Source organism: Butyricimonas faecalis, assembly GCF_003991565.1.
GTDB classification, from domain to species: domain Bacteria; phylum Bacteroidota; class Bacteroidia; order Bacteroidales; family Marinifilaceae; genus Butyricimonas; species Butyricimonas faecalis.
The window spans coordinates 1,092,947-1,114,898 of sequence record NZ_CP032819.1 but is presented as its reverse complement, the minus strand read 5'-3'; the positions used below and the strand labels follow the sequence as shown (position 1 = coordinate 1,114,898).

The 21,952-nt window shown below is 45.4% G+C and carries 15 protein-coding genes, 1 tRNA gene and 1 pseudogene; 10 read left to right on the top strand and 7 right to left on the bottom strand.

Annotation, left to right across the window (positions count from 1 at the left end):
• Positions 1-4 precede the first annotated feature (4 nt).
• Genes D8S85_RS04870 through D8S85_RS04860 form a run of 3 tightly spaced genes read right to left on the bottom strand, consistent with a single transcriptional unit; the run spans position 5 to position 5,227 of the window.
• The gene (locus D8S85_RS04870; RefSeq protein ID WP_106624970.1) at positions 5-1,213 is read right to left on the bottom strand and encodes a DUF4876 domain-containing protein; all 1,209 of its coding nucleotides are present in this window, start codon (positions 1,211-1,213) and stop codon (positions 5-7) included.
• Between the two features lie 24 nt (positions 1,214-1,237).
• Positions 1,238-2,437, bottom strand: a complete 1,200-nt coding sequence (locus tag D8S85_RS04865; RefSeq protein ID WP_172726473.1) for a DUF4876 domain-containing protein — start codon at positions 2,435-2,437, stop codon at positions 1,238-1,240.
• A gap of 18 nt (positions 2,438-2,455) precedes the next feature.
• A complete protein-coding gene (locus D8S85_RS04860; RefSeq protein ID WP_106624968.1) occupies positions 2,456-5,227 on the bottom strand; it encodes a TonB-dependent receptor in 2,772 nt (923 codons plus the stop codon).
• Between the two features lie 229 nt (positions 5,228-5,456).
• Here D8S85_RS04860 and D8S85_RS04855 point away from each other — a divergent pair.
• Positions 5,457-5,532: transfer RNA gene (locus D8S85_RS04855), tRNA-Arg, on the top strand.
• 154 nt (positions 5,533-5,686) lie between these two features.
• Here the strand turns inward: D8S85_RS04855 and D8S85_RS04850 are convergent.
• Positions 5,687-6,684: pseudogene (locus D8S85_RS04850) on the bottom strand (IS110 family RNA-guided transposase).
• Between the two features lie 403 nt (positions 6,685-7,087).
• Entirely contained in the window at positions 7,088-7,714 is a 627-nt protein-coding gene (locus D8S85_RS04845; RefSeq protein WP_106624967.1) for a hypothetical protein, read from the bottom strand.
• An 821-nt stretch (positions 7,715-8,535) separates the two neighbouring features.
• On the opposite strand from D8S85_RS04845, the gene D8S85_RS04835 reads away from it, so the two are divergent.
• The 8 genes from D8S85_RS04835 to pbpC all read left to right on the top strand — a co-directional run bounded on the left by D8S85_RS04835 (position 8,536) and on the right by pbpC (position 18,613).
• Positions 8,536-8,934, top strand: a complete 399-nt coding sequence (locus D8S85_RS04835) for a hypothetical protein (RefSeq protein ID WP_106624965.1) — start codon at positions 8,536-8,538, stop codon at positions 8,932-8,934.
• Positions 8,935-9,353: 419 nt separating this feature from the next.
• Positions 9,354-10,454 carry an SIR2 family protein gene (locus D8S85_RS04830; protein WP_106624964.1) on the top strand — a complete coding sequence of 367 codons (1,101 nt, stop codon included), beginning with the start codon at positions 9,354-9,356 and terminating at the stop codon, positions 10,452-10,454.
• A 111-nt stretch (positions 10,455-10,565) separates the two neighbouring features.
• Positions 10,566-11,846 carry a cysteate synthase gene (locus tag D8S85_RS04825; RefSeq protein WP_106625276.1) on the top strand — a complete coding sequence of 427 codons (1,281 nt, stop codon included), beginning with the start codon at positions 10,566-10,568 and terminating at the stop codon, positions 11,844-11,846.
• Positions 11,847-11,927: 81 nt separating this feature from the next.
• Complete coding sequence (locus D8S85_RS04820; RefSeq protein WP_106624963.1) at positions 11,928-13,277, top strand: YihY/virulence factor BrkB family protein; 1,350 nt, start codon at positions 11,928-11,930, stop codon at positions 13,275-13,277.
• Positions 13,278-13,362: 85 nt separating this feature from the next.
• A complete protein-coding gene (locus tag D8S85_RS04815) occupies positions 13,363-13,740 on the top strand; it encodes an START-like domain-containing protein (protein WP_106624962.1) in 378 nt (125 codons plus the stop codon).
• 77 nt (positions 13,741-13,817) lie between these two features.
• Complete coding sequence (locus D8S85_RS04810) at positions 13,818-15,275, top strand: LptF/LptG family permease (protein WP_106624961.1); 1,458 nt, start codon at positions 13,818-13,820, stop codon at positions 15,273-15,275.
• Positions 15,268-16,224, top strand: a complete 957-nt coding sequence (gene fmt / locus D8S85_RS04805) for a methionyl-tRNA formyltransferase (RefSeq protein WP_106624960.1) — start codon at positions 15,268-15,270, stop codon at positions 16,222-16,224. The genes D8S85_RS04810 and fmt overlap by 8 nt, the downstream gene beginning before the upstream one ends.
• A 10-nt stretch (positions 16,225-16,234) precedes the next feature.
• On the top strand, positions 16,235-18,613 hold the full coding sequence (gene pbpC / locus D8S85_RS04800; RefSeq protein ID WP_228423349.1) for a penicillin-binding protein 1C: 2,379 nt from the start codon (positions 16,235-16,237) through the stop codon (positions 18,611-18,613).
• 1 nt (position 18,614) lies between these two features.
• Here pbpC and D8S85_RS04795 read toward each other — a convergent pair whose 3' ends face one another.
• Positions 18,615-19,337, bottom strand: a complete 723-nt coding sequence (locus tag D8S85_RS04795) for a hypothetical protein (protein ID WP_181951179.1) — start codon at positions 19,335-19,337, stop codon at positions 18,615-18,617.
• A gap of 72 nt (positions 19,338-19,409) precedes the next feature.
• The gene (locus tag D8S85_RS04790; protein ID WP_106624959.1) at positions 19,410-20,165 is read right to left on the bottom strand and encodes an SDR family oxidoreductase; all 756 of its coding nucleotides are present in this window, start codon (positions 20,163-20,165) and stop codon (positions 19,410-19,412) included.
• 157 nt (positions 20,166-20,322) lie between these two features.
• Here D8S85_RS04790 and D8S85_RS04785 point away from each other — a divergent pair, with 157 nt between their 5' ends.
• A complete protein-coding gene (locus D8S85_RS04785) occupies positions 20,323-21,867 on the top strand; it encodes an NAD(P)/FAD-dependent oxidoreductase (RefSeq protein WP_106624958.1) in 1,545 nt (514 codons plus the stop codon).
• The last annotated feature ends 85 nt before the right edge of the window (positions 21,868-21,952 follow it).

Sequence of the window (21,952 nt, the reverse complement as noted above, 5' to 3'; positions counted from 1 at the left end):
ATAATTATTGTTTTAAAGACGGGGTGGCTTGGGCCTCAAAGTCTTCCGTGGAGTTGTTCGTGTCTTGCAGTATCTTGCGGCCATCGATCGTGGTGGTAAGTACTTTCCGACGGACACTTTTGTTGTAGCGGTTTTTGTCGAGTTGGACTTCCCCGCAGTAGGTGTATCCCATGTCGAGGGAGGCGTCAACGACATTCCACGCGTATTGTGCTTTGTTGCTGATGTTGACGGCGTCGATGATCCATTCGTTGGGGACTTGGTAACCACTCTTGTTCATGGAACTACCTGTAGCACTGATGTATGTAGCGTTGTATGTGTAATCGGTTAAAAAAGTATTTCGATCCACTTTCAGACGAGCAATGGCATAAGCGCAAAGTCCTTGGTTGTTCAATACCCATATTGTGTTTGAGTAACAGTATATTTTGTCTAAATTGGTTACTTCCGGGTTGTCGGTATCCATGTTGTTTTTTGTCTCGTCATACCATTCGAAGTTCGCATTTCTCAAATCGAATGAATTGGAGTTTGCTTCCCTATGATCGTTGGCCTTATCACATATCAGAATAGATTCTCCGGGTTGTACCGGGTAGTCTTTCCCATTTCCGGGAATGGCATACACGCATTGAACTACCATTGCTTGTGACATAACATCCGGTGTAAACTCGAAGTGTTGGGAAGTTTTGAAAGCGGATTCCAGGATCACAAGCCCGTCGGCATATAGCACGGAGTCCGAGTTGTTGTATATTTTAATGTATTGATCCCCTAGATATTGTTTCCCTTCCGGGGTCGTGCTTCCGGCGAAATAGATCTCTTCAATAACGAAGTCTGCTTTCGAGTTGAAAAGGAATAGTTTGATGTTATCGGTGCTTGTCGTTCCGATAATGTTCACGGATTCTTTGTATCCTTTTACTTGTCCTTCAATGGTTCGCTCGTCAACGGTATAATTTATTTTCCCCTCGACGGAGATGTTGTAAAGGCCTTCGTTGAGCGTGATTTTCCCTTCGGTTCCGCTCATCTTGTTTGTGGTCAGTTTGCCGGTGTTTATGTTCTTGAACGAGACTTGCAGGTCGGAGATACCGGAGACATTCAAGTTTTCCGGTGCCGTGAACGTTAACGTAAACTCTGTGATTTTAACTTTGTCATCATCCGTGCAGGCGATAAACCCGGCACAGATGAATAGCATAAATGCTAGCGCGTAAGAAATTTTATTGATCATGTTGTTTTTTGTTTTATGACGTTTTTACTTTTTCAGTGATGGCGTGGCTTCCGGGATGAAGTCTTCCGTTGAATTGTTGGAGTCTTGCAGGATGGCTCTGCCGTCTTCGGTGGTCGAGAATGTTTTCCGGAGCACGCTTTTCCCGTACCGGTTTTCATCCCTGTCGATCACCCCGCAATAGGTCCAACCCATGTCTATGGCCGGGGAGGTTACAATCCATTGGAATTCCGATTGGACACTCAAGTTGACCGCGTCGACAATCATTTCGTTGGGTACTTTGTAGCAACTTTCTTCCATGGGGATCTCGTATTCTTCAAAAACGAATAGGTATTCGTAGTCATACTTGTAGTTCTGTAAATATGTTTCGATATCCCCCAGGCGGGCTATCGCGTAGCTATGGAATCCGCGGTTGTGGAATCCAAATATGTCATACGGGGTCAACATGTTTGTAACGTCCGGGTTGTCGATATCATCACTGTCGTCATAGAAGATTTCGAAGTCCGCTTTGCTCAAATCAAAGGAATTCGAGTTATAGGCCTGGTGGTTTATCGCGTTATCGGCAATGGTGATGTATTCTCCGGGATTAACCGGGTATTGGGTTCCGTTTCCCGGGATGGTAATGATAGAACTTACAGCCATGGCCTGTTTCATGATATCGGGCGTGTAGTCTTGCTTGTCCGTGGTCAAGAATTCTGATTCCAGGATGGACAGTCCGTCCGCGTAGAGCACTTTATTCGTGTTGTTGTAGATTTTAATGTATTTGTCACCATTGTATTGTTTGCCTTCTTCCGTTACCGTTCCCGTGAAGAAGATTTCGGCGATGATGAAATCGGAAGAGGCTTGACTGATGAACAGTTGGGTGGCTAGGGAGGCGGTTGGGCCTGATATGTTGACGGATTCTTCGTAGCCCCGGATTTGTCCTTCTTGGTTTTCACCCTCTCTCTTGTATCGGATAACGCCTTCCATGCTGATGTGGTACATGCCTTCCGGGAGGGTTATCTGGATTTGATTGTTCGCGAAGGAGGTGTTGTTGATTACACGTCCGGTGTTGACGTTGGTGAATTTCACGACCATGTCGGATATGCTGGGGTCTTCGAAACCTTCCGGCAGGGTCGCGGTGAGTGTGAACTCGGTGGTATTGATTGTTTTGTTATCGTCCGTACATGATAGAATACTGAAAATCGTCATGATCAGCGAACAGAAAATGATAAAATTGTTTTTCATATTCATGATATATTAATGTTATAATTTGATATTCAATTCCATCCCGAAGTAGGGGATCGCTTTTCTTCTGATCTTTGCCCCGTTGGCCTCGTAGCTGGGGTTGTAATCCAGAATGTTGTTCACGAATAGGGAAAGTCCTATTTTTTGATTGAAGTATTTGGTCGCCGAGAAGTTGATGTTGATGGATACGGGGACCGTGGTCCGCTTGAAAGCGGCTTCGTTGTAATTTACTACCAGGTGCTGGCGTTCCATGTCGGCTTGGTCGGCTGCCGTGTAATCGTGTTCTTCGCCTTTGATGTCCACGTACTTGATGGGTACACCGTTCTTTCTCATGCTTTCCTGCGCGGAGAACCACATGCATTGTACGGAGGTGGCAAAGTTGAGTCCGAGTTTTTGCAGGTACGTGTCGAACATGAAGTTCGTGTTGAATTGTTCCCGGATGTACCCGTCGTCGTCCAGGTATAGTCCGATGTATTTTAGTTCTTTCCCGTTCAGCATCACGCTGGGTTTCCGGTACACCGGCTGGCTGTTGTGGTAGGTCGATTTGAACCATGCCCCGGTCACCGTGAGGCGGGTGTGTATGGATTCGATGCGGTTGGAGGAGTATTGGAATTCAACTCCTTCTTTGATGATCATGCTACCGTTCGTGTTTCTGCTGTAGGTGCTGATCACCGTGTCGGTCGTGTAGGTCAGGTCGCTTAGTTCCGGAGGACCTTGCAATGACGTGTGGTCAATGCCCGAGGCATCGTACTTTTTATAGGGGAAGGAGCGGTAGTAATTGGTCGTTCTGAATCCGTCGGTCATTTTCTCGTGGAAGTAGTTCACGGAGAAGAGGTGTTTGTCGTAATCGAAATCCAGACGTACTTCCCATTTCTTGTTGCGGGCAGGTTCCAGGTTGTAGTTCGTCGGGTCGATGATGTAGGTCATTATGTTTAAACGGCGGAAGTCCGCGTTCGTGTGGTAATAGTTCAATTGGGAGAGGTCGTAATAGATTTTCTCCGGGTAGAGTTGCGACATGACGGGCATTTTTCTTTGCCAGCCGATGCCGCCGACAAGCTGGATGTTTAGTTTCCGGTCACCGAGAAGCAAGGTCGGGAATTTCCATTGCGCGTTCACCCGGGGGTCAAAGTACATTTTGCCTTGCATGCGGTAGTCCGCGTCCAGGTTCAGCGGGGAGAATGTTCGTATTCCTCCGGCCACGATGAGTCGGTGTTGGTTGACGGGAATGTCAATCCGGTCCTCGATGAAGAATGACAGCAGGTGGTCGGCCGGGATCTCGTCATACGGTCTGGGACGGTACGATGTCGAGGGGTAAAGCGGGCGTGTCAAGTCGTAAACCTGACCTTTCCCCAGGTTTTTACTCATCCGCCATTCAATTCCCGCCTTCAATTTGTTCGTGCTGCTGAAAAGATCGAAGTGGAGTTCACTCATGGCTTTCACGTAGGCGTTGATGGGTTTACCATCCACTTTTAAGTGTGCCGTATAGCGGTACGGGAGAAAGATCCCGTCGTGTTCGCCTTCTTCCGTGTTGTCGGGGATGGGGGTGTCTTTGTCTAGCGAGATGAATTTTGTTTGCTTGATTTTGTTCAGCGAGTAGTCCACGGCGGCCGTCAGGTTGACGTATTTCCAGTGCGTGGATTCGGTGAATACCCAGTTCAATGTGTTTGCCACGGACATCCGGTGGTAGCTGGATTTGTATTTATCGATCTTTTTGTAACTGATGTCGGGATCGCTTTTCTCGTCATCGATGGATTGGCCGTAGTCGAGGTCCAGATTCCAGGATAATGACCGGGCGTTTGTTTTCCATTCGCGGGCCACGTGGGTGGTTGCCGTGAGACGTTTGTAGTTCTCCAGGTTGTTGCGGGGGTCAATCTTGGCATCCAGGTAATCGAAGCCGAAGTTGAATATCCATCCTTTGTCTGTCGCGAATCCTTTCCCGAGGTAAACCAGTTTGCTTTCGGGGTCGGCTTTCACGCGGGCTTCCCAGGGATGGGCTCCCGCTTTTCGTTGTATTTTGATCACCCCGCTGGTCAGTTCCCCGTATTCAACGGAGGGAATGCCCCGGATGACTTCCACGCTTTCGATGAAATCGGTCGACAGCATACGCATATCGACGCCTTTGCCCGTGCTGTTCCGGTAGTAGTCGTGGTCGCTTTGACTGGCTCCCAGCACGTGTTGCATGTTGGCATCCGTGTTGATGGGCACGCCATTGACAAGAAAAGCGGTTCCTAACGACGAGATGTCGTAGTTGTTGCTGGAAATGCCGACTTCCCGCAAGCGGGCTTGGTTCACGCCTCCGAGGGCGGGATCTTTCGTCCTACCACCCGGCAGTAGGGCCAGAATATCCGTGAAACTTGACGGTTGCAGGAGTTCCATGGCTTTGCGGTTGATCTTCGACGAGGTGGTCAGTCCCCTGGATTCGGAAGCGGTGACGATAATGTCTTTCAGCGTGATGTTGTCCGGTTGCAAGGCGATGGCCATGGTGGTGTCCCGGCGGATGGTTAGGGACTGGTGTATCGAGGTGTACCCGATGAAGGAGATGCCGAGAGAATAGGTGCCGACGGGGACGTTGCTGATGCTGAACGATCCTTTCGTATCACTGATGGCGTGGAGTTGCACGGAATCATTTTGGAGTAATACGGTGGCAAATTCCAGTAACTCGTTTGTCTTGGCGTCTTTTATGGTGCCTTGTAGGCGAAATCGTGTTTGACTTTGCGCTTGAGTCGGTAGCGCGATAGACAGGTAGCCTAATAAACAAAGAATCTCGATAATTCTAAATCTGCATTTCATCACTTACTTCTTTTTGTCGCGACAAAATTATAAGGCAGGAAAATATAAATCCATCGCCAAAAGTGAGGATATCGGTCGTGTTTTAGGCTGGGAAAGCATCCCTAATTGTGGGGATGGAGGGAAAAAGGAGGGTGTTCTCATGTCTTTTTGGGGGATATTTGAAAATATTTTTTCAAGAAATGAATGAAGTGAAGAAAATTATATTACCTTTGCATCGCTCAAATGAGAAGGACTCGTAGCTTAATGGATAGAGCACTTGGTTACGGCCCAAGAGGTTGTGGGTTCGACTCCCGCCGAGTTCACCAGAAAATGGCAAGATGAGTGTTAGACCTTGTAAATCTACTGATTTACAAGGTCTTTTGTTTTAGGGAATGCTCTTTGCGGCTCACGTGATCCCTTATTCCTATCAACAAGCTACCCCCTCCAACTCCCCCTATTCTTATGATTTATGCAAATATTTCATGAATAAACAGGGGTATAAAATTGATCTTTTTTGATGACAGCAAACATTCTCGCGATCAGCTTTGCCCTGATCGCGTTAATGACCGTCATCTTGTTCTTTCCTTCCTTAACCTTTCTCTCGTAATACGCCTTTAACTCACCAGACTTCCTTCCCGTGATCGACAAGGCAGCCATGTGTAACAACGTCTTGATTTGCTTGTTCGCCCGCTGGGATACCTTGTTCCTGGAATGTTGACTGCTTCCCGAGGTGTAACGGAAAGGTGCTACCCCGGCATGACAGGCGAACTTGCGGGGATCATCGAAGCGCGTGAACGCTTCAGTCTCGATGATCAAGCAAAGGGCGACACTCGGCCCAACCCCTCGACTGATAGCAACAACTCCCGCTGCCGCCAGAGAACACGGCAGGAACGGATAATTGTCTCGACGAGTAGATCGATATCTTTGATCAATTTTTCCAGCTCTTCTATCAACCGTTCCAGTCTTTGAGCCTTCTCTTGATAGACTCGATCAAGCATGAACTCTCGTTGGTCGGAGAGTTGCCCCTTGTACTTGGCCAAGTCCGACTTGTAAAGGTCTTGCTCGTTCCTTAACTGCTTGAGGCGCTCGATCTCTTCCCGAGGACGCTGGTAATAACGAGCGTTGTCACTGAAACGAGAGGCGTAGCGAGCGATTCGGTGAGCATCGACCTTGTCATTCTTCCCACGTGAGAAGCCCGAAGAATACTTGATCTGCGCTGGATTTTCAAGCCATAAACCACAAGAGAGAGACTGGCAAGCGATTGACAGGGGGAAGGTGTACTGCCCCGTGTGCTCGGCACAGACTAGCAGGTTATCGATCGAGGTTTTAAAATCAACCAAGAACGTTTCCAGGAAACGACGTATCGACGGGATGTTATTGTTTACTACTTCTTCAAGAACTATCGTGCCGTTTAGCAACACGCAAAAATCAAGTTTCTTTTTACTAACGTCTACCCCGATAAAATAAAAGTTTTCCATATCTTTGTGTTTAGCAATTTGAAGAGGGAAAGGATATTGAACGTCACCTAAAAACCTTAACAACAAGAAAGTTAATTTCTTATACAGGTCCCCGTTCAAGAAAGCCAAGGTGTCCAAATAGGGGGATGAAGCTGTTTTCAAACACAGCTCACGGTTCACACCTCGGTTTCCTTTCTTTCAAATTAGTTCATACTTTACAAATATAAATATTACTTTTTTATTCCATTTACTTTTCATGATACAAAGCTAAGGTTACACAGGGGGAGAGTTGATTACCAAGCGGTTTCCCCTCCTGTGCAAGGAGGGGTTAGGGGAGGTAGTCATTAAAAGACTAACTTGTTAGACACTTTCTCCTTAGGAGGTAAAGTTAATTCATAAAAATGAAGTGTCTTGATAACCTTAACTAGAGGTAGAGTATATTTCCTTCTTCTGCTGCTTGTTTTATCGCGTTGATGACTGTAAGTAAGCGGTCGCACATCATTCCGGGAGTAAAGACGTTTCCTCGCATGTCTTCATAGACTCTCTCTCCTTTACTTGTGTAGGTGTAAAAATATAGAGCCTCGAATTGGAAAATTCGGAAATCAGAATTTTCGACATTTGGAATTTTGGATTTAACATGTAGGATCTTTTCTCCAAAGTCATGCATCATTGCATTGGGGACCCAATTGGATTTTTGTTTTTTAGTTGTTAACGCGTATGAATTCCTAGCTTTTTCTTGCACGACAAGCATGGCAAAATCGTCCGGTTGATACAAGGATAAGAGAAGATTTTCGGGAGTTGGATCTTCATAAAATTTATCCATATCAAAGTAGTAGAAGTTTAAAAACTCCACGTCGTTGGCTTTAATGGCTGCAATTCTTGAAAGCATAGTGCTGGAGGAACGACTCTTCCCCCCGATTGAGTCTGCGAAAGAAACTATTGATTCTATAATGCTTTTTTGCTCTTTTGTTAATTCTTTTTTGGCTGATTTATCCATTCCATTGCAACCGATAATGCTGATAATGATTAATATACAAAATAATGTTTTCATAGTATTAGTTTTGTATGTTATAGAAAGTAATTTTCTTGTTGTAACACAAATCCTTTGCAAAAATTGTCCGCCATACAATAAATCTCTGTAACTTTAGCCTCTGAGAACATAGTGATAATCGTTTTATTTTATTTTTGGCACTATAAATTTACAACTTTTATTGCTGTATTTCTAGTATTTAAGCAAATAATTTTGATCCTTATGTCGAACTCACGTTAAAATAGTAAAAGATGAAAAGAAAAGTATTTCTAATATCGACAATGTTAATAATAATTATATTGTTGTTTGATTTTTATTTATATAACTCGTGGTTATATTTAACACAATATGTTTTTAACGGAGATTTTACGAATAAAGTTTTATGTGGATGTTTATTTATATTGTTGTTAGTATGTTATATTTTGTATAAATTGTATCTTGTTTTCAAAAAAAATAGATACATACATTGGGTTGAGAAGTGGGTAATTATAATATTAATACCTTTGATATACATGTATTTGTTTGAATCGTGCATTTATTTGAATCGTGATTTTGGAATTGTTGGACTAAATTATCTCATTATTCCCTTGGGGTTTGTAGGTTATGTTGTATTTTCATATGTTGTTAGCATTTTGATTATAAGGAAAATAGGATATGTGTTACCTTGAGAAATGTTTACTAAATAGCCTATTAAGTATTTTCTCAAGAGGCGACAAAATAAGATTAGCTACACCGCTAAATAGAGTCAAGCCCAATAGTTTTTATGAAAAGGAACTAAATTATTTATTCGAAAAAGGTTATAAAGTAAGTTCTGACGGACAGTGGTTAATTAAATAGAGGTGATGGAAAATGATGAAAAAATATATGACACTTTAATGTCAAATGGATTTAAATTGATAGCGAAAGATGTATCTGCATTTTTTGGGGATTGCTATGATGTATTCAGTAACGGTATTTTTCAATTGAGATTTAGTGTTTCTAAATCTTTTAAATCGATAGATATTCGGAATAATCATCTAGACGAGGACTGGTATGATTTAGCATTAGTAAAAGCTTTATTATATGATGAGAAAAATCTTAATCATGTAACAACCATAGAGGAATATAAAGATTTTTTGCAAAATGAATTAATTGATATAGTAAAACTTTTTGCTGATAAAAATTATTTAACTACAAAAAAGAGACTGGAAGAACTCGGAAATGAGAGGGCAAAACAAATGTTTCCAATGACAAAGAGGTAAACTATATTAGATATGTCAGATGGTTTCGCCTGTCCCGCTGCTCAACACCAAAGGGGTGTGAGGTGCATTAATACTCTCTACGTGTGGTGAAACCGCTTGGTAATGGGTTAGTTACCTTGTTAGGAGTTGACGGGGTGCATTCTTAGGGCAGAGCCCTTTTATCTTTGGAACCGTCATGGATCAAAAACGGTACATCTTCGCTCCTGAAGGTCTTTGCACCGAAGGTGATTCGAAAATGTACTGAAGTTGATCCCTATTATCAACAGTATATCTTTAGAACTTGATTGGTAATTCTAGGGAAATTAGAGAAGCTATTAGGCTAAAAAATTGTAGATGAAATAGAGAGAAATTAATAGGAATGTCATTTTTTTGAAAGGGATAAATGCTATTTTTGTAAGAGTAATAAAAACTAAGGTGCAATGATGGAGAAGACGGTTTATTTTTTGGGGTCTGGTTTTTCTAAGGAGGCTGGAGGGCTAGTTCAGAACGAAATTATTAAAACAATTTTAGATGAGGATTTTACGCGAGGTAACGAGCGTTTAATTAAAGCCAAGGATAATTTTATAGGCTTTCTGAAGGAGGAGTTACATATTTATGAGGATCATTATTGTAATGTACAATTAGAGGATATATTCACGCCGATAGACCGTTGTATATGGGATGGACTTTCTATTGGTCGTTATAGTTCGAGGGGGTTGGTGGAACTGCGGGAGGAGTTTAACGCGCTGATGGGAGCCGCGGTGAATTATAGTTTCAAGAAAAACCGGGCTTGCTGTGATTATATAGATGAGTTCGCGGAATATGTAAACCAGATTGCCCGGCAGCGTATGGTGGACGGGGTGGATCGGGTGGCCGTGATCACAACCAATTGGGATGTGATGTTTGATCACGCGTTGAAACGGGCGATTGAGAACGGGCACCCGGAGAAATTGAGCGTGGTGGATTACTGTTGTTACGTGAGTTCTTGGGAGGCGAATGATGACACGATTAAGCCGGGGTTGCTTGCCGTGGGGTATGGCGGATACAATATTAAATTGTTGAAGTTGCACGGGTCGATGAACTGGTTTCAGTGTCCTATGTGCCAGCGTATGTACGTGCGTTTCGGGGAAGAGATTGAGATTATGAAGGCGGCGTATTGTCGGCATTGCCGGAAAAATTACGGTATGCCGGAGATTAATTCGATCAAGCTGCAGAGTAATCTGTTGTTGCCGACGTATTTGAAGAATCTGAGTAATATTCAAATTAAGTTGGTTTGGCAGAACGCGGCGATCGAGCTGTCGGAGGCCACGAGAATCGTGTTTATCGGCTACTCTTTGCCTGCTGCCGATTTTGAAATCAGGCAGTTGCTCGCCCGAATGATTCGCCCGGACGCGGAAATACAGGTTGTCCTTTATCCCTATAATCCTCGCGTGGAGGCGGAAGCGGAACGTTATCGCAATTTCTTCGGGAGTCGTATTTCGGAGGGGGATATTATGCGGTTGACGGTGCCGGAATACGTGGGGAAGTTAAAAGAAATTTAGAATTTAGAATTTAGAATTTAAAATAAAAGTGGTATTTATACTCTGTTATGGCGGGTTTGAATGCTCTATTTTTGTACGTATAAAGAAATGTACAAATCAAGGAAAGAATTTATGACAAGTTATCATTTAGAGTCAGCATGTTGTGGGACTACTTTTGAGGATAAAGAGTGGGAGTTGGAATGTCCCCGTAAGGATGGTGCAGCATTGATCTATGCAAATTATGCAAAACGTCAATTTGAGGTGAGAAATGATCTGCCCGGTATTTACAGGTACGCGAACTGGATGCCTATTTGCCGGACGTTGGAAGGTTCCGGGGCTCCCGTGACTTACAAGAGTGAGGGGTTGGCTGCACATTTGGGACTGTCTAATTTGTACATAACGTTTAATGGGTATTGGCCGGAACGGAAGGCCATGATGAAGACGGGGTCTTTCAAGGAGTGTGAAGCGTTTTCGGTGTGCGCGCGGAATAACGCTTTTACGGACAAGATTATGGTGGTAGCTTCTGCCGGAAACACGGCGAGGGCTTTCGGGCGTGTATGTTCGGAGAATCATATCCCGTTGTTGTTGTGTGTGCCGGAAGATAATTTGGAGGCGATTTGGGCGGATGGGCCGTGGAATGATTGCGTGAAATTGGTTTGTGCGGCTTCAGGATGTGATTATTTTGACGCGATACATTTATCTAATATCATATGTGAGATGGAGTTTTTCTACCCGGAGGGAGGGGCCAAGAACGTGGCTCGTCGTGACGGGATGGGAACCACGGTGTTGTCGGCCGTGGAGAAGATCGGGCGTATTCCGGATTACTATTTCCAGGCCGTGGGTAGTGGAACCGGGGCTATTGCCGCGTGGGAGGCCAATAAACGATTTATTGCCGATGGGCGTTTCGGTTCGCATTGGATGAAATTGATGGTTTCTCAAAATGTTCCTTTCTCGTTGATGTATGACGCGTGGAAGGCGGGTTCTCGTGCCTTGTTGCCTTTGGATGAAAATACAGCCAGGGAGCAAGTGAAGGAGATGTGTGCCAAGGTGTTGTCCAATCGTAAACCTCCTTACTCGTTGAAGGGCGGGTTGTATGACGCGTTGGTGGCAACGGGGGGAGATATGTTCTTGGCAACGAATGAAGAGGCTATGGAGGCCGGGGCGTTGTTCGAGAAGTTGGAAGGGATTGATATTGAGCCGGCGGCAGCAGTTGCTTTGGCCAGTTTGATGCAATGTGTCCGGGAGGGACGGGTAGAGAAGGATGCCGTGATTATGTTGAATATCACGGGGGGAGGAATTGGACGCTATAAAAAAGAGTTTAATCCGATGCGGCAGAAGCCTGATTTGGTGTTCCCGGTAAATCCGGACCCGGAGATGGTAAAAACGAAGGTGAGAGAGCTGATCGGGAAATAATGAAATATATTAAAAGCCCCGTAACGAAAGTTGCGGGGTTTTTCGTACCTTTGAAATCAAATATTTTCAAAGAAAAGGGATATGAACAGATTGGAAGAGCACAAGGGGATAAGTTTGTTGCTTCGGTATAAAAAAGAGATACTCCGTCGTATGGATTGCCTGTTGGACTTGGACTACCATTACATGGTGTTGCGCAGGGATTACGGGAATCGTTTCGTGATCACGGAGTTCTTACAAAAGGCGTTGTCCATCGTGGTGGTTTCTTTCAATCGTTTTATCAAGGATGCTTGTACCATTTCGGCTTCGGCTCTCACGTTCTACTCGATTCTGTCGTTTATCCCATTGATGGCGCTGGCTTTCGCGTTGGCTGCCGGTTTTGGCGCCCGCGAGGTGTTGGAGAGAGAGTTTATGATGCACGTGGGGGATAACCAGGAGTTTGCCGGACAGTTGCTGGAGTATGTCACGAGGGCGATTGATCATGCCAAGGGGGGGGTGATCACGGGTGTCGGTATCGTGATTTTACTTTGGTCGGTGATCAAGGTGTTGAATAGTACCGAAATGACGATGAATCGTATCTGGGGAGTACGCAAGGGACGAAGTTTGCGGCGGATGTTCACGGATTATTTCTCGATTATCTTTATTGCCCCGATTCTGATGATTCTCGTGAGTAGTCTGAATTTGCTTATGACAGGTTCCGGTTGGCAGGAGAGTTTCCCGTTAATCAGTTCTTTTCTGCAAGTTCTGATTAAGTTACTGCCTTATATGCTGGTGTGGATGTTATTTATCTTTCTGTATATGTTTATGCCGGCGACTCCGGTGAAGTTCAAGCACGCTTTCGTGGCGGCGATGATTGCCGGGACGGTTTACCAGATCATTCAGTGGTTTTATATCCGTTTCCAGATAGGCATGAGTTCTTATAGTGCCATATACGGTACGTTGGCTGCCTTGCCGTTGTTGCTGGTGTGGTTGCAGTTGAGTTGGAGTGTCGTGTTGTGGGGTACGGAGTTGTGTTATATTTTCCGGAACAGGCATTTCATGTACAAGAACGAGTTGTTCGGGGATACGGCTTGGATGGAGACTTTGGAGTGTGCACTGAAAATCATGAAGTTCGTGGCTAGGGTGTACGTGAACGGTGACGGGGGACCCAGTTTGGGGATGATTAACAAGGAATTGAAGATTAACACCGGGAAGTTGCGTATCGTGTTGCAAGAGTTGGTGGATTTGCATATTTTGGTAGAGGCGAAGGAGGAGGATGATTATTTTTATTATCCGGCTTCAGATCTTCACGCGATGTCGGTGGGAGATATTATCATTCGTTTTTCGAGGGTGGACGAAAGTCGGGATGCAGTCTGGAAAAAGCAATTCAAGGAGACCGTGTTGTCCGGTTTTGCAGGCGATCGGTTGATCGCGGACTCCGGGATTCAGCAATAACGGGAATGCTTTCGTTTTAAAGTCTTGTTTTTTCTTGTATATCCGGTAAAACTTTTATATATTGTCGGGCAAATTGAAATGAAGTATGAGGAAAAGAATCGATTTGGAGTATATTTTCTCATCGTCGGTGACAATATTGTTCTCCCGTCTAAGTACTGCTCCCGGTTTGGCGGAGTGGTTTTCCGATGATGTGAAACATGCTGGTAATATCTTCACGTTTGTGTGGGATGGTATTGGTGAAGAAGCAAAGTTAGTGGATATGAAGAAAAATTCTTACGTGCGTTTCAAGTGGTTGGACGCGGACGATGAGGAGGAATTTTTTGGATTTTCGCTCCACGTGGAGCCTTTGACGGAGGAGGTCGCTTTGATCATCACGGATTTTGTGGATACTGATGAAGAGGAGGATGCCATAGAATTATGGAATAAACAGGTTGAAATGTTACATCGTACGGTTGGCGGATAAAGTTTTTTTCTATCTTTGTGAATTCGTTTATCACGAGTAAAGTAGAAAAATAAGAAAACCAATATAAGGTGCTAAAGATGAAGAAGCTCCACCTGTTTATGCTTAAAAGTTTTGTCGGTCCTTTCGTGGCCACCTTTTTTATCAGTATGTTCGTTTTGATCATGCAGTTTTTGTGGCGATATATTGATGATCTGGTAGGAAAAGGACTGGAAGGGCATGTGATTTCGGAATTACTTTTTTACGTGTCATTGACACTGGTTCCCATGGGGTTGCCGTTAGCCGTGTTGTTGGCCTCTATCATGACGTTTGGTAGTTTGGGAGAGAATTACGAGTTGACGGCGTTGAAAGCGGCAGGTATTTCCTTGTACCGGATCATGAAACCGTTGATCGTGTTGATTATTATTTTTACGATAGCGGCTTTTTTCTTTTCTAATAACGTGCTTCCTTACGCGAATTTGAAGGCGGGTAGTTTACTGTACGATATAAAACGACAGAAACCGGAGTTGTCGTTAAAGGAAGGGGTGTTTATCAATGATATAGAAGGGTATAGTATCAAGGTGGATAAGATTGATAAGAAGACGGGGATGATGTACGATATGCTGATATACAATCATACGGATAGAAGGGGGAATTACGAGATGACGATAGCTGATTCCGGTATCATGGAGGCAGACCCGACGGGGCGTTTTATGGAGGTGGAGTTGTATCATGGTTACACGTACACGGACGAGGGGTTGAAGTCGAATAATAATAAAACCTATCCTTTCCGACGGGTGCAGTTTGATAAACAGTATTTTATTATCCCGTTAGGCGATAAGGATTTGCAGCGTACAGATGAAGATTTATTCAAGAATAGCTACGGGATGTTGAATATCGCCCAACTGGATAGTACGGTCTCTGCCTTATCCTTACGTTTGGAAAGTCGAAAACAAAGAAAGGCGCACGATATGCTTCGGGATAATTACGTGAAAAAGCAGGAGAGAAATCATAAGCGGGATAGCGTGATTCGTGAAGAAACGAGAGGGTGCGTTAGGAATTTGGATAGCCTTTACCGGACTTTTGACGTGGAGGAACGGAAAAACATGATTGATCAGGCCGTGCAACTTGCCCGAGGAGCTCAAGCGAGTCATATGAATGATTTGTCTATCAATAAACGGGACGAAGAGTCCGTTCGTAGATATAATATCGAGTGGCACAGGAAGTTTACCTTGTCGTTTGCTTGTTTTATTTTCTTCTTTATCGGGGCTCCGCTGGGGGGTATTATCCGTAAAGGAGGATTGGGGGCTCCGGTTGTGGTTTCGATTTTCCTGTTTATCGTGTATTATATTATTTGGATGATGGGGGAACGAGCGGCCCGGGAGGGGGTGCTGGAACCTTGGCAGGGAATGTGGATTTCTTCCGTGATTCTGTTGCCGTTGGGTGCTATATTGACTTACACGGCCATGACGGATTCGGCTGTTATGAGTAGTGAGTCGTATACTAATTTCGTTAAGAAGATCATCGGTTTCTTTAAAAAGAAAGATAAGAATGCGTGAATTGAGAATCGTGTACATGGGAACACCGGATTTTGCGGTGTATCCGTTACAGAAGTTGCTGGAGGCCGGGTATAAGGTCGTGGCTGTCGTGACTAATCCGGATAAACCGGCAGGAAGGGGACAAAAGATTCAAGAGTCTCCCGTGAAGAAGTTTGCCGTGGAGAAGGGGATTCCCGTGTTGCAGCCGGAGCGTTTTCGGGATGAACGGTTCTTGGAGGAATTGAGGGCTTTTCAGGCAGATTTACAGCTTGTGGTGGCGTTCAAGATGTTGCCGGAGGTGGTTTGGAATATGCCCCCGTTGGGAACGGTTAATTTACACGCTTCGCTGTTGCCGGATTACCGGGGGGCAGCCCCGATTAACTGGGCGATTATGAACGGGGAGAGGTGTAGCGGGGTGACGACTTTTCTTTTGAAACACGAGATCGATACCGGGAATTTGATTTTCCAGGAACGAGTGGAGATCGGGCCGAACATGACGGCCGGGGAGTTGCACGATCAATTGATGTACACGGGTGCCGATTTGCTGGTGAAAACGGTGGAGGCGATGACCGTGGGGAATTACCCGTTGCAGGATCAGGCTGGGTTGCTGGCCGGGCGTGAACCGAAACACGCACCTAAAATATTCAAGGAGGATATGAAGGTGGATTGGACGTTGGATTTGGATACAATCTTTAATCATATACGCGGACTTTCACCTTTTCCAACCGCATGGACCGAATTCCGAAACAAGAAGACCGGGGAGACCGTGTCGTTGAAGATTTTCGAGACGGAGCGGATCGTGAAAGAGCATGGGAAAGAGGTGGGGTTATCAACGGATAATAAAACTTATCTGGATGTGTTGGTGGAAGGGGGAATTATTCGGATAAAAGAGTTGCAGTTGTCCGGGAAAAAGCGGATGAAGACGGAGGAGTTCCTGCGGGGATTTCATATAGAGGATTACTCTCTGTAATCAATTTACTATGCGTGTCGGGCGAGAAACAACGCGAAGACCGATCCTGCGGTTAGGGATTGGCGGGGGTGTGTTGCTTGCTTTGGTGATAGGGTGGTGGTATTTTCTACCTACCCCGTTATTTACCGTACCCTATTCTACGGTGATTTTGGATGGGAAGGGGGAGATTATGGGTATGACCGTGGCGAGTGACGGGCAGTACCGGGTGTCGGGAAGGGGACGTCTTTCCATGAAGTATATGGTCGCCTTGATGTGTTTTGAAGATAAGCGATTTTTGACTCATCCCGGGGTGGACCCGCTGGCTGTGGGAAGGGCATTGTGGTTGAATGTACGAAGTGGTTCGGTGGTAAGTGGCGGGAGTACGTTGACGATGCAGGTGATTCGTTTGTCACGTGGTAACCCGCCTCGGACGATTCCGGAGAAGATATTGGAAATGTTGCTGGCGATTCGTTTGGAACAGAGTTTCACGAAATGGGAGATTCTGAATATGTACGTGGATCACGCACCCTTTGGCGGGAATATCGTGGGTATACAGGCGGCTTCGTTGAAGTATTTTAATCGTCAGCCGGATGAATTGAGTTGGGCGGAGGCAGCGTTACTTGCCGTGTTGCCGAATGCCCCGGCTTTGATGTATCCGGGAAAGAATATGCCCGGTTTGAAAGGAAAGCGGGATGCTTTGTTGCGTGTGCTTTATGAACAGGGATATTTTGATCAAGGGGATCTGGAGATGGCAATGGCCGAACCTTTACCCGGACAGGTGTATAGTCCGGAGTGTATAGCCCCTCATTTGTTGGCAAGGGCCTACGGGCAGTGTCGAGGGGAGATTAGTCAGACATTTATTGATTCCCGATTGCAGGAACAGGTGAACGGGATTGTGAGGCGGCATGTTGACGTGTTGAAACATAATCATATCTATAATGCTGCCGTGTTGGTAGCGCATATCCCGACCGGACAAGTGAGGGCTTACGTGGGAAACGGGCCTAAGGTGCGTGATGACGGTGGTAATCAGGTGGATATTATCATGTCTAATCGTAGTTCCGGGAGTATTTTGAAGCCGGCATTGTACGCGCTGATGCAGCAGTCCGGGTATATTTTGCCGGGGACGATCGTGTCGGACGTACCGTCCCGTTTCGGGGGATATGTTCCCTCGAATTTTAACAAAGATTTCCAAGGGATTGTTCCTGCCGACAAGGCGTTGTCGATGTCTCTGAATATTCCTTTCGTGCGTTTGCTACGGGAGTATGGGGTGGAGCATTTCTATGATGATTTGAAAAAGATGGGGATCACGACGTTAAATCGGAAGGCGGAGAGCTACGGGTTGAGTCTTATTTTGGGGGGTGCCGAGTGTAAGTTGTGGGATTTGTGTAATATGTACGGGGGAATGGCTTCAATTTTGAGGCACTATAGCGAGTGTGACGGGGCGAGTTTTGACCACGAGTTTCGACGTTTACGACTTTGGGCAGATGAACAGGTGGATAGTGTCGAAGTACAGAATAACGTGGTCAATGCTGCCGCCGTGTGGCTTACATTTAAGGCATTGCAGGACGTGGAACGGCCGGATTTGGAGTCGGGATGGAAAAATTTTGCCTCTTCAATGAATCTTTCTTGGAAGACGGGAACGAGTTTCGGTTTTCGGGATGCCTGGGCGGTGGGCGTGAATCCGGAATACGTGATTGGGGTATGGGTTGGTAACGCGGATGGCGAAGGACGTCCCGGATTGATCGGGGTACGGGCTGCTGCGCCGATTCTGTTTGAGGTAGCTTCTTTGGTAAGAACGGATGCTCGTTTTTATATGCCGAAGGAGGAGTTGTCTGCAATTGCCGTATGTCGCAAGAGTGGGTATCGGGCATCCTCGATATGTCCGGAAACGGATACGGTTTATGTTGCCCGAGCCGGGGAGAAAACAGAGGTTTGTCCTTACCATCGGTTGGTAAATCTTGATCGGACGGGTAAATATCGGGTGGATTCGGAATGTGAATCTGTGTCACGCATGAAGATAGAGCCTTGGTTCGTGTTGTCTCCCGTGCAGGAGTGGTATTATGCCCGCACGCATTCGGATTACAAAAAATTGCCGCCTTATCGTGCCGATTGTCAGCGAGGGCAGGATGATGTGATGGAAATGATTTACCCGCAGCGGGGATTACGGGTGTTTATTCCTAAAGATTTAGGAGGAGTCGTGCGTGGCGTGGTGTTTGAAATGGCTCACCGGGAGCCTTCCACGTTGGTGTACTGGCATATTGACGATCAATTTCTGGGAACTACCCGTTATCATCACCAGTTGGAGGTGAACGTGACTCCTGGCCGACATACTCTTTACCTCGTGGATGCGAAGGGAAATATGTTACGGCAGAGTTTTGTTGTCGTGGACGGGGAAAAGGATTATAAATGAATTAATGTTTGTCGGGCTTTAGGAAATCATTTTTGCTGATCTTGGTGCGATGTTTTTCTTTGTCCCCGGATTTTACGATGATAGTTACCGAATCTTTCCATTGCTGAAGGTTTGCAAGTGATGAAATATCACATGATACGGTTCTGTAGTCAACCAGGGTTTTTGACCAATCTTCGGGAATATTCGGATCGTAGTAAAGTTGCAGTTTCAGTGAATCTTGAGTCTGTTCCAGCGGGTCATATACCAGAGTGATTTTACCTTGAATGATCTCTCCGGTTATCGAGTTAAACGTGGAAAAACCTGCATGTAGATCGAAATAACCGCGATAGCCATAGCCTACACTTAGTAATGATGGTAATTGACAATTCTCGGCTATGTTTGCATCATTAGCTTCCTCTTTGTTGATCGGGTGAATTATATCGTATTTTGACCACGTGACTACATGTGCATTGTTGATAAATATTTCTCCGCTTGTGGAGGATTCCCAATCATCTTCGTTATAATAAAAACTAAAATAGCCTCTTTCTGCCTCAACGAGATTTTGGTCATGAGAGACAACCAGACCTCCACCATCCAAATAGTAATAGTAGCCGTGGGTTGTGTCCCCGATAACCGTGGCGACACACATGAAACCTCTTGAGCCGTCATCTTTGTTGTCATGGCAACTAGAGCCTATTGCCAACCCTATAAATAGGGGAATGATTGCTAATAAATTCTTATTCATATATCTCAAAGATAATATAAAATGCACTATTATTTGTTATTTACACTCTTAATAGTGCATTTATATTTCACGTTATTTCCTGTTCACGTCTCTGGAACTAGCTTGAGCGGTAGGCATGATTTGAATGTCGTTCAAGCAGATGTGGGCCGGACGGGTCACGGCAAATACGATCGTGTCGGCGATGTCTTCTCCCGTGAGAGGTGTAACTCCCTTGTACACGTTGTCAGCGGCTTGTTGGTCACCTTTGTAGCGTACTATGGAGAATTCGGTTTCAACCATTCCCGGGGCGATGTTGGTTACCTTGATGTTGTGTTTCAACATATCGATGCGCATGGCTTTAGAAAGGGCGTCCACGGCGTGCTTGGTGGCACAGTAGACATTTCCACCGGGGTAAACTTCCTTTCCTGCCACGGAGGCCAGGTTGACGATGTGTCCTTTTTCATTTTTGATCATCAAGGGGGCTACTTCGTGGGTGATGTAAAGAAGGCCTTTCACGTTGGTGTCGATCATGCGTTCCCAGTCATCCAGAATTCCATCTTGAATAGGAGAAGTTCCCACGGCAAGACCTGCATTATTGACTAGAATATCTATATTTTTCCACTCTGTCGGTAGATTGCTAATGGCGTTGTGGACTTCCTCTTGGTTGCGAACATCGAATTGAAGGGCTAATACTTTAATACCTTTTGCCTTTAATTCATTTTCCAAGGCGGCCAGACGATCGCCTCTGCGTCCGGTGATGATGATGTTATACCCGATTTCGGCCAATTTAGTTGCTGTTGCTTTTCCTATTCCGGAAGTGGCCCCTGTGATTAATGCTATCTTGTTCATCGTAATTATTGTTTAAATCTGTTGTGCGAAGGTATGATTTTTTTCTTATTTTCGCACGAAATAATGGTTTCAAGTTACAGGTTACAGGTTTGTTACCGGATGAATAACTTTGAACTTGTAACCTGTAACTTGTAACGTGGCGAAGCCACTCATCATTATGTACAAAGAGATAGAATTGAGAATCACGCCGGAAGAGGCACTGGATCGAGAGATTGTCAACGAATTGTTGGCAAAGATGTTGCATGTGAGCAAGGAGAGAATCGTGCATGTGGAGATTTTACGGAAATCGATAGATGCTCGTCAACGCCGGGTTGTTATTCAACTGAGAGTCGGAGTACACCTGGATCGGGTGGAACAGAAAGAACGTGTATTTGTACCTCAATACCGGGATGTTGCGTCTGCCAAGACTGTGGTTGTGGTGGGTGCAGGACCTGCAGGTTTGTTTGCAGCCTTGCGGCTGATCGAATTAGGGAAAAGACCTGTTGTTTTGGAGAGAGGAAAGTGTGTGGAAGAGCGGAAGCTGGATCTGAATCGTTTATACAAAACCGGGGTGGCAAATGAAGATTCGAATTACGGTTTCGGGGAAGGGGGTGCCGGGACATTCTCGGATGGTAAATTGTTTACCCGCTCGAAGAAAAGGGGAAACGTGGATCGTATTTTGGAAATTTTGGTCTATCACGGGGCGAATCCTAATATATTGATTGATGCGCATCCGCATATCGGTACGGATAAATTGCCTCAAGTGATTGTGAATATGCGTAAGACCATCGAAAGGTATGGTGGAGAAGTGCGTTTTAATAGTCGGGTGAGAGATATTATTATAGAACAAAACCGGGTAAAAGGAGTTGTGATCGGAGATCAGGAAATTGAGGCAGAAGATGTTATTCTTGCCACGGGACATTCTGCCCGTGACGTGTACCGAATGTTACAGGCCCGCTCTGTGTTGATGCTCCCGAAGGATTTTGCCGTGGGACTTCGCTTGGAGCATCCACAGGAGTTGATAGACCGAATTCAGTATCATAATTTGCGAGGAAGGGGAGATTTTTTGCCTGCGGCCGAGTATAGTTTCGTGACGAATGTTGGTGGGAGAGGAGTGTATTCCTTTTGTATGTGTCCTGGAGGAGTCGTCGTTCCGGCTTGTACGGGACCCGAACAACAAGTGGTGAATGGAATGTCGTCATCCGGTAGAAACACGGCATGGGCAAATTCGGCTATGGTGACTTCGATTGGTGAGAATGAATTGAATGGAATGCAATATAGAGGGTTGTTTGCCGGGTTGGAGTTTCAAGAGGATTTAGAGCGGGTGGCTTGGGAACAGGGAGGAAAGAATTTATACGCTCCGGCTCAGAGGTTAACTCATTTTTTGAGAGGACATTTAAGTGAAAATTTGCCCAAAAGTTCTTATAAACCGGGAGTACAGGCAACTTCTTTTCAGGAATGGTTACCTGAAGTTGTTTACCAGCGTCTTTGTGCCGGGTTGGAGCAGTTTGGGAAGAAGGCGCGAGGATTTGTTACGGAGGAAGCCCTTCTTTTGGGAGTGGAGAGTCGGACTTCTTCTCCATTGAGAATACCGAGGGAGACTGAGAAAATGGTGCATCCGGAAATTGTCGGATTATACCCATGTGGGGAAGGAGCCGGGTATGCCGGGGGAATTGTCTCGGCTGCGATGGATGGAGAAGGCTGTGCGGAAGCTATTGGTTAGAAACAAGAAAGAGCCTGACGGGTTATAACAGAAGATATTAAAGCGACCTTGATATGTTATCTTTTTGAAAACTACCTTCTCCCCC

Excerpts from the sequence above, each read along its gene's own strand:
- D8S85_RS04845 (WP_106624967.1), bottom strand. The coding sequence starts at position 7,714 with ATGAAAACATTATTTTGTATATTAATCATTATCAGCATTATCGGTTGC.
- fmt (WP_106624960.1), top strand. The coding sequence starts at position 15,268 with ATGCGTGAATTGAGAATCGTGTACATGGGAACACCGGATTTTGCGGTG.
- D8S85_RS04865 (WP_172726473.1), bottom strand. The coding sequence starts at position 2,437 with ATGAAAAACAATTTTATCATTTTCTGTTCGCTGATCATGACGATTTTC.
- D8S85_RS04860 (WP_106624968.1), bottom strand. The coding sequence starts at position 5,227 with ATGAAATGCAGATTTAGAATTATCGAGATTCTTTGTTTATTAGGCTAC.
- D8S85_RS04870 (WP_106624970.1), bottom strand. The coding sequence starts at position 1,213 with ATGATCAATAAAATTTCTTACGCGCTAGCATTTATGCTATTCATCTGT.
- D8S85_RS04810 (WP_106624961.1), top strand. The coding sequence starts at position 13,818 with ATGAAGAAGCTCCACCTGTTTATGCTTAAAAGTTTTGTCGGTCCTTTC.
- pbpC (WP_228423349.1), top strand. The coding sequence starts at position 16,235 with ATGCGTGTCGGGCGAGAAACAACGCGAAGACCGATCCTGCGGTTAGGG.
- D8S85_RS04785 (WP_106624958.1), top strand. The coding sequence starts at position 20,323 with ATGTACAAAGAGATAGAATTGAGAATCACGCCGGAAGAGGCACTGGAT.
- D8S85_RS04795 (WP_181951179.1), bottom strand. The coding sequence starts at position 19,337 with ATGAATAAGAATTTATTAGCAATCATTCCCCTATTTATAGGGTTGGCA.
- D8S85_RS04830 (WP_106624964.1), top strand. The coding sequence starts at position 9,354 with ATGATGGAGAAGACGGTTTATTTTTTGGGGTCTGGTTTTTCTAAGGAG.
- D8S85_RS04835 (WP_106624965.1), top strand. The coding sequence starts at position 8,536 with ATGGAAAATGATGAAAAAATATATGACACTTTAATGTCAAATGGATTT.
- D8S85_RS04790 (WP_106624959.1), bottom strand. The coding sequence starts at position 20,165 with ATGAACAAGATAGCATTAATCACAGGGGCCACTTCCGGAATAGGAAAA.
- D8S85_RS04815 (WP_106624962.1), top strand. The coding sequence starts at position 13,363 with ATGAGGAAAAGAATCGATTTGGAGTATATTTTCTCATCGTCGGTGACA.
- D8S85_RS04820 (WP_106624963.1), top strand. The coding sequence starts at position 11,928 with ATGAACAGATTGGAAGAGCACAAGGGGATAAGTTTGTTGCTTCGGTAT.
- D8S85_RS04825 (WP_106625276.1), top strand. The coding sequence starts at position 10,566 with ATGACAAGTTATCATTTAGAGTCAGCATGTTGTGGGACTACTTTTGAG.